The 16,373-nt window shown below is 36.2% G+C and carries 15 protein-coding genes and 4 pseudogenes; 18 read left to right on the top strand and 1 reads right to left on the bottom strand.

Annotation, left to right across the window (positions count from 1 at the left end; all coding sequences use genetic code 11):
* Window positions 1–156: 156 nt before the first annotated feature.
* On the bottom strand, window positions 157–945 hold the full coding sequence (locus tag J2Z23_RS16170; protein WP_209974551.1) for a hypothetical protein: 789 nt from the start codon (window positions 943–945) through the stop codon (window positions 157–159).
* Window positions 946–1,858: 913 nt separating this feature from the next.
* Between J2Z23_RS16170 and J2Z23_RS16165 the strand changes: the two genes are divergently transcribed.
* From J2Z23_RS16165 to J2Z23_RS16090, 18 genes and pseudogenes are all read left to right on the top strand, one after another.
* Complete coding sequence (locus J2Z23_RS16165; protein ID WP_209974549.1) at window positions 1,859–3,655, top strand: M3 family oligoendopeptidase; 1,797 nt, start codon at window positions 1,859–1,861, stop codon at window positions 3,653–3,655.
* A 161-nt stretch (window positions 3,656–3,816) separates the two neighbouring features.
* A pseudogene (locus J2Z23_RS16160) lies at window positions 3,817–3,940 on the top strand (sugar O-acetyltransferase); the annotation flags it as partial.
* A 150-nt stretch (window positions 3,941–4,090) separates the two neighbouring features.
* Window positions 4,091–4,834, top strand: coding sequence for an amidohydrolase family protein (locus tag J2Z23_RS16155; protein WP_057994776.1), 744 nt, complete (start codon window positions 4,091–4,093; stop codon window positions 4,832–4,834).
* 121 nt (window positions 4,835–4,955) lie between these two features.
* Entirely contained in the window at window positions 4,956–5,420 is a 465-nt protein-coding gene (locus tag J2Z23_RS16150) for a GNAT family N-acetyltransferase (protein ID WP_209974547.1), read from the top strand.
* 76 nt (window positions 5,421–5,496) lie between these two features.
* Window positions 5,497–5,610 (top strand): annotated as a pseudogene (locus J2Z23_RS22375) (NUDIX hydrolase); the annotation flags it as partial.
* 106 nt (window positions 5,611–5,716) lie between these two features.
* The gene (locus J2Z23_RS16140) at window positions 5,717–5,932 is read left to right on the top strand and encodes a copper ion binding protein (RefSeq protein ID WP_057994772.1); all 216 of its coding nucleotides are present in this window, start codon (window positions 5,717–5,719) and stop codon (window positions 5,930–5,932) included.
* A 47-nt stretch (window positions 5,933–5,979) separates the two neighbouring features.
* Window positions 5,980–6,069, top strand: a complete 90-nt coding sequence (locus J2Z23_RS22815) for a hypothetical protein (protein WP_238482817.1) — start codon at window positions 5,980–5,982, stop codon at window positions 6,067–6,069.
* The gene (locus J2Z23_RS16135; RefSeq protein ID WP_238482816.1) at window positions 6,059–8,416 is read left to right on the top strand and encodes a heavy metal translocating P-type ATPase; all 2,358 of its coding nucleotides are present in this window, start codon (window positions 6,059–6,061) and stop codon (window positions 8,414–8,416) included. The genes J2Z23_RS22815 and J2Z23_RS16135 overlap by 11 nt, the downstream gene beginning before the upstream one ends.
* A gap of 15 nt (window positions 8,417–8,431) precedes the next feature.
* Window positions 8,432–8,722 (top strand): annotated as a pseudogene (locus J2Z23_RS22365) (glutaredoxin family protein).
* 160 nt (window positions 8,723–8,882) lie between these two features.
* Window positions 8,883–9,131 carry a copper ion binding protein gene (locus J2Z23_RS16130; RefSeq protein ID WP_057994771.1) on the top strand — a complete coding sequence of 83 codons (249 nt, stop codon included), beginning with the start codon at window positions 8,883–8,885 and terminating at the stop codon, window positions 9,129–9,131.
* Between the two features lie 175 nt (window positions 9,132–9,306).
* Window positions 9,307–9,999, top strand: a complete 693-nt coding sequence (locus tag J2Z23_RS16125) for a hypothetical protein (RefSeq protein WP_064468185.1) — start codon at window positions 9,307–9,309, stop codon at window positions 9,997–9,999.
* A gap of 774 nt (window positions 10,000–10,773) precedes the next feature.
* A complete protein-coding gene (locus tag J2Z23_RS16120) occupies window positions 10,774–11,283 on the top strand; it encodes a hypothetical protein (RefSeq protein ID WP_420795715.1) in 510 nt (169 codons plus the stop codon).
* A gap of 196 nt (window positions 11,284–11,479) precedes the next feature.
* On the top strand, window positions 11,480–12,400 hold the full coding sequence (locus tag J2Z23_RS16115; protein WP_064468187.1) for an aminoglycoside phosphotransferase family protein: 921 nt from the start codon (window positions 11,480–11,482) through the stop codon (window positions 12,398–12,400).
* Window positions 12,401–12,484: 84 nt separating this feature from the next.
* Window positions 12,485–13,009, top strand: coding sequence for a DinB family protein (locus J2Z23_RS16110; RefSeq protein ID WP_209974542.1), 525 nt, complete (start codon window positions 12,485–12,487; stop codon window positions 13,007–13,009).
* A gap of 101 nt (window positions 13,010–13,110) precedes the next feature.
* Window positions 13,111–14,303 (top strand): annotated as a pseudogene (gene tnpB / locus J2Z23_RS16105) (IS200/IS605 family element RNA-guided endonuclease TnpB).
* Window positions 14,224–14,460, top strand: coding sequence for a hypothetical protein (locus tag J2Z23_RS16100; RefSeq protein WP_209974604.1), 237 nt, complete (start codon window positions 14,224–14,226; stop codon window positions 14,458–14,460). Before tnpB ends, J2Z23_RS16100 begins: the two are co-directional and overlap by 80 nt.
* Window positions 14,461–14,507: 47 nt before the next feature.
* Complete coding sequence (locus J2Z23_RS16095; RefSeq protein WP_057994768.1) at window positions 14,508–15,017, top strand: YfiT family bacillithiol transferase; 510 nt, start codon at window positions 14,508–14,510, stop codon at window positions 15,015–15,017.
* 304 nt (window positions 15,018–15,321) lie between these two features.
* Entirely contained in the window at window positions 15,322–16,362 is a 1,041-nt protein-coding gene (locus tag J2Z23_RS16090; RefSeq protein WP_057986399.1) for an NAD(P)-dependent alcohol dehydrogenase, read from the top strand.
* The last annotated feature ends 11 nt before the right edge of the window (window positions 16,363–16,373 follow it).

Genomic DNA, 16,373 nt, shown 5'->3' with positions numbered 1-16,373 from the left:
GTGTCATGAAACTGTCTTTCACAGCTTCAAGGTAAGAAAGTCAGACTACTTGTTCGTTACTTGACTTATAAAATGGCTGCAGACAAAGTAAAAAATACTTTGTCTGCAGCCTGTTATTATTTAATTAAAATTACCACTATGACTTTCCGCTTGATATCATTCCGGATTCCGGAACCGCAACATATGCTGATAGGTCGCAATCCTATCATCTGTTTGGAACGAATACTGATTCCATACACTCGAATCCTCGATAGTTTCCTCTGTTTCGAGTAAGCGAAGTTCATTCGGTTTCAAAGTCATGATTTTGGTATCGATCACTTTCATTTCTTCGTTCTTGCTGTTCAAAGCACGTATTTTCACTTGAACTTCCTGTGTTTTGTCTAAATTGTTTTTGATAAAATATTGGTTGCTATATGGTGTATTCCGACAACTTGTACTGCGCAAGCATTCTCTTTCGGAGCCTACTAACGCAATAGAGATTCCCTCTGTGTCGGCGTTCTGAGTGGTGGTCATCGCTTGATTGATTGACTCTGCAAAAGCTACTTTTTTCCCGATAGGCGTCGCGATTAACAATATGATCAGTAAATAAAAAGCGAAACATGATGCAAGAATATTCACCTTTTTAGGATCATGAAATGACTTCGACAATTGTTTACCCATCGTTAACGTGATAAATAGATTTATGATTAACATAATCCCCGCGACAAGACCGGGAATGGCCAAGCCGATGATCGTTTCTAGTTTTGTTAGGAAAATTGGAAAACCATACATTTTGAATAAATAAATATGTATGAATATGCTACCGAACACCAAGATAATGAGCAAGATAACAGGGGATTTCCAAACAATCTTTTTTCTTTTTCCTGACTTAACGTCCATCAATGTCCATACAACCCAAATAAACGGAATCGAAAAAATAAGTATTGTAACCATAACGAACAGCATGATTGGTACCTCCATTCCCTGTTGAATACATATACGTAACTTTGCGGAAAAAGTTTCAACATAAGGTATACAAACAGTCGAGGATGATTCAAATACAAAGGAATAATAATCGATACTTTAGTAAGATAAAAAGGGAAGCAAGAAGGATAAGGAAGAGACTTCTTAGAGGCTGGGACAAATATGTTTTCACTTAAGACAAGTCCGAACTACTAGCGTGAAAATAACCCGCTCCGGAAATATACTTCGCTTTTGAGGCTTAGCATTTTAGTTATGTCCCAGCCCCTAATATAGCATTAGTGCTATTAATTGAATAGTATTCTAATAGTATTTATTTTATATGGATTTTTGTCCTGTCTATTATTGACTGTATCAATAACCTGAACCCCATTCTCAAGTCCAAGCTTACAGAAGAGGATCTCGTAAAAATAGATACTGTCTATCTAGAACCAACTATTAGTGAGCCATTAGCTTTGTGGTAGAAAATTGCCGCTTATTCAGATTTGTAGTCTCAACCTGGACTTAATAACGGGGCTTTACTGAAGCAAGGAATAGTTGGGGGCATTTGTTTATTCTTTACTACTATTATGTATAGCTACTTCTCTCTTCTTTAACGTATTCAAAAGTCGGTACATACTGCTAAATAGATAGTATCGAAATGGTAAAGGAAGCGGGAAGTTCGATTTGTATTCATTTAGTTTTTTTATTAAAAACCTGTATTAATTCAGGGCTGGGTCCATTAGTGATACAGTATTTTTGTTTTCTCCGATTTCTGCTCAACTCCTCTTCCTATGCATCTTTAGAGTATAGTTAAGAATCGAAAAAGATAAGAAATAGTTCACCTAACTATTATATAATATGTTAGTATGGGAATATACGTTTGGTTTATTAGGAAAGAAAACAATGGGGGAAAAATATGAATAAAACAGGATATACAGAAGTATGGAACTTAGATAAGTTGTTCTCATTTGGTCATAATTCACGTCAATTTCATGATCATATTCAACAATTAGAGGGTAAGGTTAGTAAATTAGAAGAAAAGTTAAAAGCCTTTAATAAAATATCGAATATAAATGAATCGTCTAAGGTAGAATCTATAATTCAACAAATAGCAGATATTCAAATTAATCTATCTCAAGCCAATTCGTATGTAACCTGTCTTCTAGCACAGAACCCTAAAGATCAAAATGCTATGAATCTAAGAGCAGTTACATTTTCAACAAATGCTCGTTTTGAGTCGCCATTAAAAAGATTTCAAAGGATTATTTTAAATACAAGTCATCAACTATGGGAAGATATAATCGAAACTGATGAGTTAAATCGCTATAAGTTTATTCTTGATGAATGGCGTAAAAAAGCAGAGATCCTTCTTTCAGAAGAAGAAGAAAGATTAGTATCAGATCTAATGGTTGATGGTTATCATGCTTGGGGGCAGCTATATCATTCACTTTTAGGCAGTATAAAAGTAAAATTAAAAATTAATGGAGAATCTAAAGAATTATCTGTCGGCCAGACCATTAATTTACGTTCTCACCCAAATGAAGACATTCGTAAAACAGCTCATTATGAAATGGAGGAAATTTGGAAAGAAAATGAAGAATTGTTTTCACAAATATTAAATCACATTGCTGGTTTTCGCTTAGAAGTTTACAAACATAGAGGGATAGATAATGTCTTAAGAGAGCCCTTAATAGAGAACCGTTTAAAAGAGGAAACACTAAATGCAATGTGGGTAGTAGTAAGTAAATATAAAAAACCATTTATTCATTATTTAAATGAGAAAGCAAAAATGAATGGTGATAAAAAGATGCAGTCATATAATTTCTGGGCACCTATCGGAAAAAGTAAGCAAAAGATAGAATATGAAGATGCTGTAAACTTTATTTTAGAACATTTTAGTCATTTTGGAAGTGAGTTAGAAAATTTTGCCCGCCAGGCATTTGATAGTGAGTGGATAGAGGCTGAAGACCGCCCAAACAAATCGACTGTTGCATTTTGTGCAGGATTTCCCGTTTCTGGGGAATCAAGGGTCTTTATGACATATGGAAAGCGAATGACAAGTGTATTAACCTTAGCACACGAACTAGGTCATGCATTTCATAATTATTCTATGAAACATGTTAATGGCATAAATAGACAATATCCACTGAGTATTGCAGAAACTGCTTCAACTTTTTCAGAACAAATCATATTGGACGCGGCCATAGAAAAAACGGATGCTACTGAAGAAAAACTATTTTTACTTGATGAAAAATTAAAACGTAGTGTCATGAATTTCATGAATATTCATTCAAGGTTTCTGTTTGAAAAGAATTTTTACGAGGAAAGAAAACAAGGATTTGTCTCTCCATCGCGTTTAAATGAACTTATGCAAGACGCCATAGATGAGGCTTATGTTGGGTCTTTTGAGAATGCCTCTTCGCACTCGTGGGTTTGGACTCCACATTACTATCTTACAAGATCGCCATTCTATAACTTCCAATATACCTTTGGATACTTATTTTCATTAAGTCTTTATGCAAAATCAAAAGAAAAAGGGAAAGCGTTCGAAAGGGAGTATTTAGAATTGCTTCGTGATTCAGGCAGTATGTCTACGGAAGTTCTGGTGCTGAAGCATTTAGGAGAGGACATTACATGTGAAGACTTTTGGGAAAAGGGTATCAAATTATGTGTTAAAGATGTTGAACAATTTATTAATTTGATTTCTTCTTAAACTAATGGGCGCTTTAGTGGATTCACAAAATTCTAATTCCTATGAATGGAGTAGTAGATATTGTGCTTGTGAATTTATTCAGTGGAAGAATATTAATCAAAATGTTAACGAGTAGGTTCTTAAATTAGAACTATCATATTAATTAAAAAAGGCGGGGCTATGTGATTTTGGCTGGCGTAACTATTGGTGATAATTCAGTTGTTGCTGCGGGTTCTGTTGTTACCAAAGATGTTCCTGCTAATGATTGTAGCAGTAAATCCAGCAAAGACAATGAAAAATATTTAGAAGTATTTTCGATGCAAGGGATGCGTTAATCGAATAAGGTTCTTTCTTTATTTAAGCTAATGAGCAGTTTAGTTTCATAAGACAAACTTATGTAGCCATAATTTTATTTATATTCTGCGCTTAGTATATTGGGGAAATGGGGAGAATATAGTGAGAATTTTTGATGCACATTTTCATATTATTGACTTTGATTTTCCGATCTTCGAAAACCAAGGATATACACCTTCGAGCTATATTGTAACGGATTATCAAAATGAAACTGCTGATTTGAATATATTAGGTGGAGCGATTGTGTCTGGGTCTTTTCACGGATTTGACCAAGAATATTTATTAAAAGCACTTAAACAGATGGGGCCAACATTTTGCGGAGTTACACAATTACCCTTTACGGTGCCGGATGATGAAATTGTTAGCTTAGATAACAATGGGGTAAGGGCATTACGATTTAATATTAAACGAGGCGGGTCAGAGGATTTATCGAAGCTCGATTACTTTGCAAGAAGAGTTTATGATTTGGTTGGGTGGCATAGTGAACTTTATATCGATGCAAAAGAATTACCTGCAATTGCATCGACTATTGAAAATTTACCTGCTATTTCCATTGACCATTTAGGAATATCTGAAGAAGGACTACCGCATTTGTTAAAATTAGTTGATAAAGGTATACACGTAAAAGCAACAGGTTTTGGACGTGTGGAATTAAATCTTGAAGACACTTTGAAATCCATATATGAAACAAATCCAGATGCACTTATGTTTGGCACAGATTTGCCATCAACAAGAGCGAAAAGGCCTTTTGATTATGAGGATATTGCATTGATTCAAGATCTATTCGATGAAAAAGCTACTGATAAAATTTTGTATACAAATGCTTTAAAATGGTATTCTAAGTAGTTTGGTTTCTATGAGATTTAGATTATGAGCACACATCGACTAAAGTGTTTTTTTTTGCTTGATATCTCGGATGTTATTTAATAGAAATACACTTATTGTGGTTAGATTGGAGAGGAAATTAATGAATACAAATCAAGTGACATTTAGAGAAGCAACAATACAAGATCTTGACAGGATTGTGTATATGCTCGCAGATGACGTATTAGGAAACAAAAGGGAACTTTATAAACAACCTTTGCTAGAAAGTTACATAAAAGCATTTCAATCTATTAACTCTGATCCAAACAATGAATTGATTGTGGCCTGTTATGGGAAAGAAATAGTTGGTGTTCAACAGATTACATTTACTCCATACATTACTTATCAAGGAGGATGGCGAGCAACAATTGAAGGTGTTCGTACTGCTTCTTCAGAACGAGGCAAAGGTATAGGATCTATGTTAATTCAATGGGCAATTCAACGTGCCAAAGAGCGTGGCTGTCATATGGTTCAACTAACAACAGATAAAAACAGACCTGAAGCTCTTCATTTCTATGAAAAGTTAGGTTTTAATGCATCGCATCAGGGGTTAAAAATGCACCTATAAAAGTAGTGGTTATTGAACAAACAGGTTAGCAATCTATTATAAAATTTACCCCCGAAATAGTTAGGAGGATTAAGTAGTGATTAGAGTGGACGTAGCATATGCATTTATTTATAAGGAAGATGCGCAAAAAATCCTTATGGTGAATAATACGGGTGCTGGTTGGTCCCTTCCTGGTGGTGCGGTTGAAGAAGTTCCTTGCAGTTGTATACCTGGTCAGTGTAAATGTCAAGATCATAACTGTTCAGCAGGACATTGAAATATTGTAGAAATTTAACATGTAAAAAAGGAGTGGGAGCATGAATAAAACAACTTTAAAAATTAAAGGTATGAGCTGTGCTCATTGTGTGAAAAAAATTGAAACAGCCTTGCTAGACTTAAATGGAGTCGTCGTGGCAAAAGTCAATTTGAAAAAAGAAATAGCCAAAGTTAAATATGATGGATCAGCTCTAACATTAGAAGATTTAACCGCAACTGTCAAAGAAGCTGGGTATGAGGCAGCGCCTAATAAATAATGAAAGGATGAAGGATAGTGACAACAAAAACATTCAATATAGAAGGCATGACTTGTGCATCCTGTGTGCAGACTGTTGAAAAAGCCACAAAAAAAATTAGCTGGTGTACAAGAAGCAAATGTAAACTTGGATACTGAAAAACTAAATATCAGTTTTGACGAAAATGTAGTATCCGTACAAGATATTCAAGCAGCTGTAGACAAGGCTGGGTATAAAGCTTTGACAGCAGATACAGAGAAGAAAACATTTGCTATAACAGGTATGACTTGTGCATCCTGTGTACAAAGCATTGAAAAAGCAACAAGGAAATTAGACGGCGTTATGAACGCTAATGTAAACCTGGCTACAGAAAAAATGACAGTCGCGTATAATCCAACAATCCTATCTGTATCAGACATCACTCAAGCAGTAGCAAATGCAGGGTATGAGGCACATGAAGATATGGAAACAGCAGATTCAACTAATGAAGAAAGAGATAAAAAACAAAAGAAAATCAAATCGATGTGGAGACGATTTTGGGGTTCAGCCGTTTTCACTCTTCCATTACTCTATATATCAATGGGACATATGGTAGGTTTACCATTGCCAGAAATATTTGATCCGACAGTAAATCCTGAATGGTTTTCACTATTGCAATTCATCTTAACGTTACCGGTCATGATTTTTGGTTGGAAATTCTTCTCGGTAGGATATAAGACGTTGTTTAGAGGCCATCCCAATATGGATTCTCTAGTCGCCATGGGAACCAGTGCTGCATTTGTCTACAGTTTAGGTGCAACAATTGCGGTTTGGTTAGGATCTGCCAGTTACGTACAAAATCTGTATTATGAATCTGCAGCGGTAATTCTTACGCTCATTACATTGGGGAAATACCTTGAGGTTCGTTCTATGGGCAAAACGTCAGAGGCGATTGAAAAATTAATGGGCTTAGCTCCTAAAAAAGCTATAGTCGTAAGAAATGGAAAAGAAGAAGAAATTTCCGTTGATGAAGTAGTTGTAGGTGATATCGTAATCGTTAAGCCAGGTGAAAAAATACCGGTTGATGGTGTTATAGTAGAAGGGATAACATCTATTGATGAATCCATGTTAACGGGCGAAAGTATTCCAGTAGAAAAGAATACAGGTGATCATGTTATCGGTGCAAGTATCAATAAGAACGGTACAATCCGCTATCAAGCAACCAAAGTAGGAAAAGATACAGCCTTATCCCAAATCATTAAATTGGTAGAAGATGCCCAAGGGTCGAAGGCACCGATTGCTAAAATGGCGGATATTATTTCCGGATATTTTGTGCCAATTGTTATAGGGATTGCCATTATCTCTGGTTTGGCCTGGTATTTCGGAGGGGGAGAAACAGGAATCTTTGCATTAACCATCACTATTTCTGTTTTAGTTATTGCATGCCCGTGTGCCCTGGGTCTAGCGACTCCAACTGCAATTATGGTTGGTACTGGTAAAGGAGCAGAGAATGGGGTATTGATTAAAAGTGGTGGAGCATTACAAACAACTCATAAAGTTCACACGATTGTATTTGATAAAACAGGTACAATTACAGAAGGTAAACCAAAAGTTACAGACATTGTAACTGCAAAGGGAATAACAGAAGATGAGTTATTACAATTAACAGCTTCTGCTGAAAAAGGTTCTGAGCATCCATTAGGTGAAGCCATTGTTAAGGATGCAGAAGATAAAGGACTAGATATAATCAAGTTAGAAAACTTTAATGCCATTCCTGGACATGGAATTGAAGTAATTGTAGATGGCAAAACGCTACTAGCAGGTAACAGAAAATTAATGGATGATCGTCATATTTCCCTAAGTAAATTGGCAAGCAGATCGGATCAGTTAGCTGGTCAAGGTAAAACGCCTATGTATATTGCGATTAACCATCAAATTGCTGGTATTATTGCGGTTGCCGATACAGTTAAGGAAAACAGCTTAAAAGCGATTGAAAAACTTCATAAAATGGGAATCGAAGTGGCGATGATTACAGGGGACAATAAAGCTACTGCTGAGGCGATTGCTAAGCAAGTTGGAATTGATCGTGTACTAAGTGAAGTATTGCCAGAAGATAAAGCAAATGAAGTGAAAAAACTTCAAGCAGAGGGCAAGAAAGTAGCCATGGTGGGAGATGGTATCAATGATGCACCAGCCCTTGCACAAGCAGATATAGGAATAGCTATTGGGTCAGGTACAGATGTTGCCATGGAATCTGCCGATATTGTTTTAATGAGAAGTGATTTAATGGATGTTCCAACAGCCGTGGAATTAAGTAAGTCAACTATTCGTAATATTAAACAAAACTTATTCTGGGCTTTCGCCTATAATGTACTAGGTATTCCGTTTGCAATGGGAATTTTCTATCTCCTTGGCGGCCCATTATTAAATCCAATGCTTGCTGGAGCTGCAATGAGTCTCAGTTCTGTTTCAGTATTAGTAAATGCTTTACGTTTAAAACGATTTAAACCATCTGCTATTAAGTAAAAAGGAGAGATTTTCATGGAAGGAAAGCTGGAACTTGAGTTATACACAAGACCAACATGTTCTGATTGTCAGGACGCAAAAAAGTATCTAACTTCCAACAAAAATTCATTATGTTGATAAAGATGTCAGCAAAAATCTTAGCTTAGAGGAAGATTTGAAGAAGATATCTGGTACTCGAATCGTTCCGATGTTTGCTTTTTATAAGAAAGGATTATTTGGTAACGTAAGTTAGTCAAATATTTTATTGGTTTTGAAAACAATAAGAATGAAATAATAAGCATGTTAGAAAAGAATCTTATATATTAATTGAAAAATACCTAGCCGCAAAGGGAGAATGTCCACCCTTAAGGAGGTGGTTGAAGTTACACTTTAAAATACTATACGTAAGATAGTGTTTTTTAAAACTTGTTCATAATACCCTACATGGGTAAGGTTATTAATTGGAAATTTCAAGGAGGAATGTTATATGCAACAAGTTACACTGAATGTCCAAGGAATGTCTTGTAGATCTTGCGTTAATAAAATCGAGGAAAATATAGGGAAACTAAATGGAGTTGAATCAGTCAAAGTTCGACTTTCTGAAGGAAAAGTCGATGTAATATTTATTGAAAATATAATTGAATTGAGAGAAATTAAGACTGCTATTAAAGATAATGGGTATGAGGTGCTGGAGAAACCAACAGAAGAAAGTTCTAGTTGCTCATGCTGCCATTAATTAGAAAAAGATCGTGTTGATTTTTAGCACGATCTTTATGCAACAAATTTATAAAAAAATTGCTAAAAGTGCTGTTATTTATTTCGCTGGATACTGTAAAACAGCCAGGGTAGTGGGTATCGAGCTAAAAAGAGGAAACAATAATTTAAATCACTAAAATAAAGGAGAATGTAAAATGGAACATAAAGACTATAAATCATCCCATCATAACCACCATATCGATCACCACAACATGAAGAATGAAGTAAATATTCTTATTAGCTATGAGGGAAATCTACTTACAATTGACTTAAAGGATCAGAGTGGTAATACCCCTGAATTTGAACTTAATCATGAAAAAATCTTTCACTTAATTATAGTAAGCTCTGACTTACAGCAATACTATCATTTACATCCAGTAGATAAAGGAAATGGTATTTTTCAACAAGAAATAAGTCTAAAAGAGGACTTATATAAAGTATTTGTGGATGTTAATCCCAAGAATTTGGATTATCAAATTAGCCCAATAGATTTGCATGTTGGACATGCACACCACGATAAACAAGTCGCTATCCAGCCAGATACACATTTTCAAAAGACAGTTGATAATATAACTGTTGAGCTCCAAATTGACTCTCTAGTGATTCATAAACCGACTACCTTCACTTATAATATTACTGGAGGTAAACTTGAACCTTATCTAGGTGCATTAGGTCATGTGATTATCGTTGATAAAGATCTAAAACAATTTATCCATGTTCATCCAGTAGCAGATGACAAAACGATATTTCATACTCAATTTACTAAGCCGGGAATATATAAGGTATGGAGTGAGTTCAAGTTTGGAGAGAATGTTCAAATATTCCCTTTTGTAATTCAAGTTAGTTAATTTGTCTTTAAAGACAAATTATGTTTTGAAGTTTTCCTTTTACACTATAAAAGTTATATTTTTAATCCACCTAGTTTTGCATAAATAATCAAATATCAATAAAAATTTCGGGACGAATCCACTAGGTTTTCGTCTCTTTTCTTTTTGTTCACTCTTATCCCAATCCCTTATCTAATAAGGATTGGTCCATAATCGTAACGTTACCCTAAAATCTATTCAAAAAGAGCAGATTTTCTGATACCGTAGATAAATGCTTTATGGATGAATCGAGAAGGAATTTATATGGATAAGCTTGAAATTATAGCTTATTCAAAAATATAAAGTCTAACTAGTGCATGCCAATTATGCAAATTACTTGAGTCAATTTCATAATTGCATATTAACGATCAATACACGAACGTTATTGTTAAAAAAAGATTAAATTGTTAGTAAATGTATTTCTTTAACTTAGTTGATTGGAGCGGAAGGTGGCGACTCCAGGGGGATTAGCGTGACAGGTGAGATCCCACAGGAGCATAGCGACGAGGAAGCTCACTGCACGCCTCCCGGAAAGCGTCCACCTGAAGCGTAAATCAACGTTGTTCGGATTTGAATGCTAAAATCTTTATTATGAAATTGATTTACTTAAAAGATATAAAGAATAAAATGGCACTAATTTTGAATAAGAATAACAGAGCAGAATTTATTTAAGTTCTTTAATGTATTTAAAAATGACTATTGCACTTCTTAACTGAGAAGGGAGAATGTCTTTTGGGCTTAAAACAAAAGCAAGATATGAGTTCAGAAATAGCTAATAAAACCTTTTTGAATAAAAAGTGGGGCTATACTGCAGCACTTGCATTGTTGCCGTATGCGCTTTTAAAATCGCTTTGGGCATGGGGATTAACGATAGGAATTACAACAAAACAAGCCGTACAAGATGTCGCGGGATTTGGTAATGCTTTAAAGGAAGGACCAGCTTTTTTATATACATTACATACCATCGGAATAGATATAACAGCTGTTATGGCGATACTGGCGTCTTTATTTGCTTTGGCTTTTGTAACTTCTTGGGGAGAAAAGCTACCAAAATGGTTATTAATCATATCAGGATGGTCAATTGGAATATTGACTGTTCTAATTAGTTTCCTAACCATACTACAATTTTTTGGAGTGCTACCCAAAGGATACAACGAAGGGTTAGCCATTTGGGTATATGGAATAACGTATGGAGGATTGTTCTTGTGGGGAGTAACTGTATTTATGGCGACTCTATCATTTCAACAGCGAATTAAAAATAAATAGCCTCTCTAAAAAAAGAATTAAAGGAAATAACCAACTTCAAGTGATTATGCCGCAAGTGTAACAGTTTTAGGAAAAATTCAAAAATCTCCGTTTAGATGGAGGAGAGAGCAATGATAAAATCGAATCTATTTATAAGAGATAAACAGTCAATCAAAAAAGTCGGATCCATTAAAGTAAGCTGGCAGGGGTGTAACGGTTGATTAATATTGATGCAAGTTTAGTTAAGAGATTGATAAATGAGCAATTTCCTGAATGGTCAAAATTAGACATTAGACCAGTTAAAAATGGTGGAAATGACAATAGGACATTTCACTTGGGCGAAAATATGAGTGTAAGGTTACCAAGTGCTGAAGCATATGCTCCGCAGGTGGAGAAGGAACAAAAGTGGTTATTAAGATTATCAAAGGAACTTTCTTTACCAATACCAATCCCTTTAGCAAGAGGGAATCCTAGTAAGGAATATCCGTTTCCATGGTCCGTCAACAAGTGGTTAGAGGGAGAGACATTGAATTTAAAGAATATCAATGATCTCAGCCAATTTGCAAAAGACTTAGGATTATTTTTAATTGAATTGCAATCGATTGATACAAATGGTGGTCCTTTAGCGGGGAAACATAATTTTTATAGGGGTGGCGATATTGCCGTATATGATCAAGAGACTAGACAGGCAATTGAACAGAATAAAGACATCCTGAACGTTTCATTAATCAATGAAATTTGGGAGCTTGGATTAAATTCAAAGTGGGCAGAAAAGCCAGTTTGGGTTCATGGTGATATTGCACCAGGTAATATTCTAGTAAAAGCTAGGAAGCTTTATGCTATTATCGATTTTGGCATTTTAGGTATTGGCGATCCTTCCTGTGATCTAGCTATGGCTTGGACGTTTTTTGATGAAACAAGTAGAAAAGTCTTTAAGAACATATTGAATATAGACGATGGGACATGGAATCGTGCAAGAGGATGGGCATTATGGAAGGCTTTAATTACTTATAATGGGAATAGAAATTTTAACAACATGATAGCAGAAGAATCATATAAAATTATTAAAACAATCGAACATGACTATAAAGAAGAAAAATTTTCAAAAAAATCCTTATCAAAACGAGTAAATCAGTAATTACGTAGTATTTGTGTGAACCCCTGAACGAGTGTATGTGAAAGGATAAAGCCACAAAAAGATGAAAAATAGGAGGCGTTCTATATGAACCACCATGCCATACAGTTGTATGACTACCACATTTGGGCTAACAATCGATTTTTCGAAAGGTTAAAAGAGTTGCCTTATAGTGTTTATACTCAGGAAATCCAAAGTGTTTTTCCCTCAATGGCAGAGACAATTGTTCACATGTATACGACCGATACCATATACCTTGGTGTAATCCGAGAGAAGAATATGGACGAGATTCAAGCTTCCATTATACAGGCGCAAGAAAAAATAAAGGGGAAGGGACCCGAAGAAATGGGAGCCTTGTATACAGAACTTGCTGAGCAGTATAAAGCTTTTTTCAATAGTCAAGAAGATATGAACAAGCCTATAGCTCCGGAACATCCGGCATACGGACGACTTGAAACCCAACTATCAGAAATTATCCAGCATGTTGTCAATCACGGTACCTACCACCGTGGGAATCTTACCGCAATGCTTCGGCAACAAGGTTATCCTAGCGTACCGACGGATTATATTTTTTATCTTTATCATCTCCCGACAGAAAACCCCCACCTCTAGGAATGTGAAGAGCACAGCTCAATGAGTAGGTGGGGGATGAATGGCGGTTGGCGGTAGCTAAAAGAACGAGCGTATATTCCTAATTGAGTGAGGTGAATGTCATGCTTGTTCATAAAGCGTATAAATTCCGTCTTTATCCAAATAAAGGACAGAAAATTATGATTGCGAAAACGATCGGATGCAGCCGTTTTGTCTTCAATTATTTCTTGGATCAATGGAATACAGCCTACAGGGAAACAGGAAAAGGATTAACATACGGTTCTTGTTCAACTCAATTAACCCAATTAAAAAGAGGGCTTACCTGGCTAAAAGAAGTCGATAGTATCGCTCTTCAATCATCTTTGAAAAACCTCGCAGATGCTTACTCACGTTTCTTCCAAAAGCAAAATAAAGCCCCACGATTCAAAACGAAAATGAATCAAATTCAATCATACATCACGAAACAGACCAACGATAATATTACTGTTATAGGAAATGAGTTAAAATTACCTAAATTAGGACTCGTCAAGTTTGCTAGAAGTCGTACAATACACGGCCAAATTGTAAGCGCTACAATTAGGAAAACTCCAAGTGGGAAATATTATGTTTCCATTCTGGCGGAAACGGAAGTGCAGCCTTTCCGCAAAACAGACTCCGCTGTTGGGGTGGATGTCGGTCTACACGATTTTGCCGTTCTTTCCAACGGACTAAGATTTCCCAATCCTAAATTTTTCAGGACCTTGGAAAAGAAATTAGCGAAAGAACAGAAGAAACTTTCCCGCCGAAAGGAACTAGCTGTTAAAAGAAAATGCAAACTAACTGAGGCTAAAAACTACCAAAAGCAACGAAAAAAGGTATCACGAATCTATGAAAAAATGGTCAATGCACGTCATGACTACCTACATAAAGGAACACAAGCTAAGAGCGCCACATCGTGTGGCAACGCTTGTATGACCAACATCCTGTTGGCCTAAACCATGATATCATCGGTATAGAAGATTTGCAGGTGACAAATATGTTGAAGAATGAAAGATTAGCAAAGGCCATTAGTGAAGTGAGCTAGTCACAATTTCGTTCCCTGCTTGAATACAAAGCCAAGTGGTATGGAAAATAATTGGTGATTGTTGCAAGGAATTTCCCGTCTAGTCAGCTATGTTCCAATTGTGGGCACCAAAACAAAGAGGTGAAGAATCTCGCCGTACGTAACTGGGTTTGCAAAAAATGTTACGTACATCATGATCGGGATCTCAACGCTAGTAGGAATCTTTGTCAAGAAGCAATACGACGAACCGCAGGAACTGTGGGGATCGCCTAATAAAGTAACTGGCGGTTACGCCGGTGTTCTTAGGAATCTCCCACTTCAACCAGCCCGAAAGGGCGGTAAGTGGCGAGAGGTTCAAGAAAGGCAAACAATGAATGAATGGATGTTTAACTTCTTTATTGTGAGCGTCAAAAAACTACTAATACGATGAATCATCTATAATAGGATCGACCAATATCTTTAGGAAGGGGATTAAAAATGGATGTAAAGTACCCAATTGGAAAACTACAAGTTCCTGAAAAAGTAAGTTTAGAAAATATTCAAGAATGGCTAAATGAAATTGAAACTTACACACTTCGATTAAGAGAAACTGTTGATTCATTAAATGATGAAGAATTAAGCAGAACTTATCGTGAAGGTAGCTGGACAGTTCATCAGCTTGTTCATCATATTGCAGATTCTCAGTTGAATATGTATCAACGTTTGAAACTTGCTTTAACGGATGAGAATCCAACGGTGCCAAACTTTGATCAAGATAAATGGGCGGTTCAACCGGATACAGAGCTTCCTGTAGAAAGTTCTATTAAAATGTTAGAGGGGCTAAATGAGCGTATTGTATCTTTAGGCCATAGTTTAACCGAAAAACAATTAGATCGAGCTTTTATTCACCAGATAGATGGAAAAATAACAGTGGCAACAAAGGTTGCAAAGTTAGCTTGGCACGAAGAACATCACCTAGCCCATATAAAAATCGCATTATCAAGATAATACGATATGTATGGAAATGGCTTATCGAACCTTGATGAGCCATTTTCTAAAAAATAAGGAATATTTACAGAAGTTTTCACGGTATTTATTATGATCAAAGTTCTCTAGAAGAAAAAAGCACCCATTCCATCTAGATACTTTAATGGTTGGAGAAAAACGCTTGACCTCGAGTTGACTCTAAGGATTAACATTGATTTACGAGAGGATAAGATTGGCTTGGTAATAGCTAATGGGGTAAATTCAGCCTAGTTGATACTTTAACCTAAAATTCTCTTGAAAAGTATTTATATTGGAGGTTTTATTTATGATCAAAGCTAAAGCACGTGCAGTAGACGGCCCAGACAAACCATTTCGAACAGCTGAAATTCAAAGACGTACCCTTGATTCACAAGATGTTCTGATTGAAATTAAATATGCGGGCATTTGCCATTCGGATATTCATACTGCACATGGGGATTGGGGTCCTGTAAACTATCCACTTGTACCTGGACATGAAATTGCGGGAATTGTTACAGATGTCGGAGCTAAAGTGACAAAGTATAAGGTTGGTGATCGTGTAGGAGTCGGATGTATGGTTGATTCCTGCGGCGAATGTAAGAGCTGTCTCAAAGATGAGGAGCAATTCTGTCTAAAAGGAAATACACAAACTTATGCTGGTGTTGACAAATATGGTGAGCTTACTCAAGGTGGCTACTCTACTCACATAGTCGTTACGGAAAAATTCGTATTAAGCATTCCTGATAGCATTGAGCTTGACGAGGCAGCTCCATTACTTTGTGCAGGCATTACCACCTATTCACCACTAAACCATTGGGGAGCTAGTTCAGGCAAAAAGGTAGCTGTTGTTGGCATGGGTGGTCTTGGACATATGGCTGTCCAAATAGCACATGCTATGGGTGCTGAGGTTACTGTTCTGTCACAAACATTGAAGAAAAAGGACGATGGTCTGAAATTAGGGGCAGACCATTACTATGCGACAAGTGATCAGGAGACATTTACTACACTTGCTAATACGTTTGACTTGATCATTAACACGGTAAGTGCAAAAATCGATATTAATGCTTACCTCTCATTATTAGGACTTGATGGTGCTCTAGTAAATGTTGGTGCGCCTGCGGAACCATTGGCAGTAAATGTTTTCTCTCTTATTAATGGTAACCGTTCATTTGCAGGTTCAAATATCGGAGGGATCCGTGAGACACAGGAAATGTTAGATTTCTGTGCAGAACATCATATCGTACCTAAAATTGAAATCATTTCGGCCGATCAAATTGACGAAGCATATGAACGAGTATTGGCTTCAGATGTGAAGTACCGATTTGTCATTGATATTAGCACAATGTGACATTATCGATT

The organism is Lederbergia galactosidilytica (assembly GCF_017873565.1).
Classification (GTDB): Bacteria; Bacillota; Bacilli; order Bacillales; family Bacillaceae_C; genus Lederbergia; species Lederbergia galactosidilytica.
Note: the sequence above shows the minus strand (reverse complement) of the source record. Positions and strands in the feature narration are given on the sequence as shown.

What these genes read in the sequence shown, in the direction of transcription:
- J2Z23_RS16125 (WP_064468185.1), top strand. Translation starts at nt 9,307, where the DNA reads ATGGAACATAAAGACTATAAATCATCCCATCATAACCACCATATCGAT.
- J2Z23_RS16150 (WP_209974547.1), top strand. Translation starts at nt 4,956, where the DNA reads ATGAATACAAATCAAGTGACATTTAGAGAAGCAACAATACAAGATCTT.
- J2Z23_RS16170 (WP_209974551.1), bottom strand. Translation starts at nt 945, where the DNA reads ATGCTGTTCGTTATGGTTACAATACTTATTTTTTCGATTCCGTTTATT.
- J2Z23_RS16090 (WP_057986399.1), top strand. Translation starts at nt 15,322, where the DNA reads ATGATCAAAGCTAAAGCACGTGCAGTAGACGGCCCAGACAAACCATTT.
- J2Z23_RS16140 (WP_057994772.1), top strand. Translation starts at nt 5,717, where the DNA reads ATGAATAAAACAACTTTAAAAATTAAAGGTATGAGCTGTGCTCATTGT.
- J2Z23_RS16165 (WP_209974549.1), top strand. Translation starts at nt 1,859, where the DNA reads ATGAATAAAACAGGATATACAGAAGTATGGAACTTAGATAAGTTGTTC.
- J2Z23_RS16095 (WP_057994768.1), top strand. Translation starts at nt 14,508, where the DNA reads ATGGATGTAAAGTACCCAATTGGAAAACTACAAGTTCCTGAAAAAGTA.
- J2Z23_RS16100 (WP_209974604.1), top strand. Translation starts at nt 14,224, where the DNA reads ATGATCGGGATCTCAACGCTAGTAGGAATCTTTGTCAAGAAGCAATAC.
- J2Z23_RS22815 (WP_238482817.1), top strand. Translation starts at nt 5,980, where the DNA reads ATGACTTGTGCATCCTGTGTGCAGACTGTTGAAAAAGCCACAAAAAAA.
- J2Z23_RS16120 (WP_420795715.1), top strand. Translation starts at nt 10,774, where the DNA reads ATGAGTTCAGAAATAGCTAATAAAACCTTTTTGAATAAAAAGTGGGGC.
- J2Z23_RS16130 (WP_057994771.1), top strand. Translation starts at nt 8,883, where the DNA reads ATGCAACAAGTTACACTGAATGTCCAAGGAATGTCTTGTAGATCTTGC.
- J2Z23_RS16110 (WP_209974542.1), top strand. Translation starts at nt 12,485, where the DNA reads ATGAACCACCATGCCATACAGTTGTATGACTACCACATTTGGGCTAAC.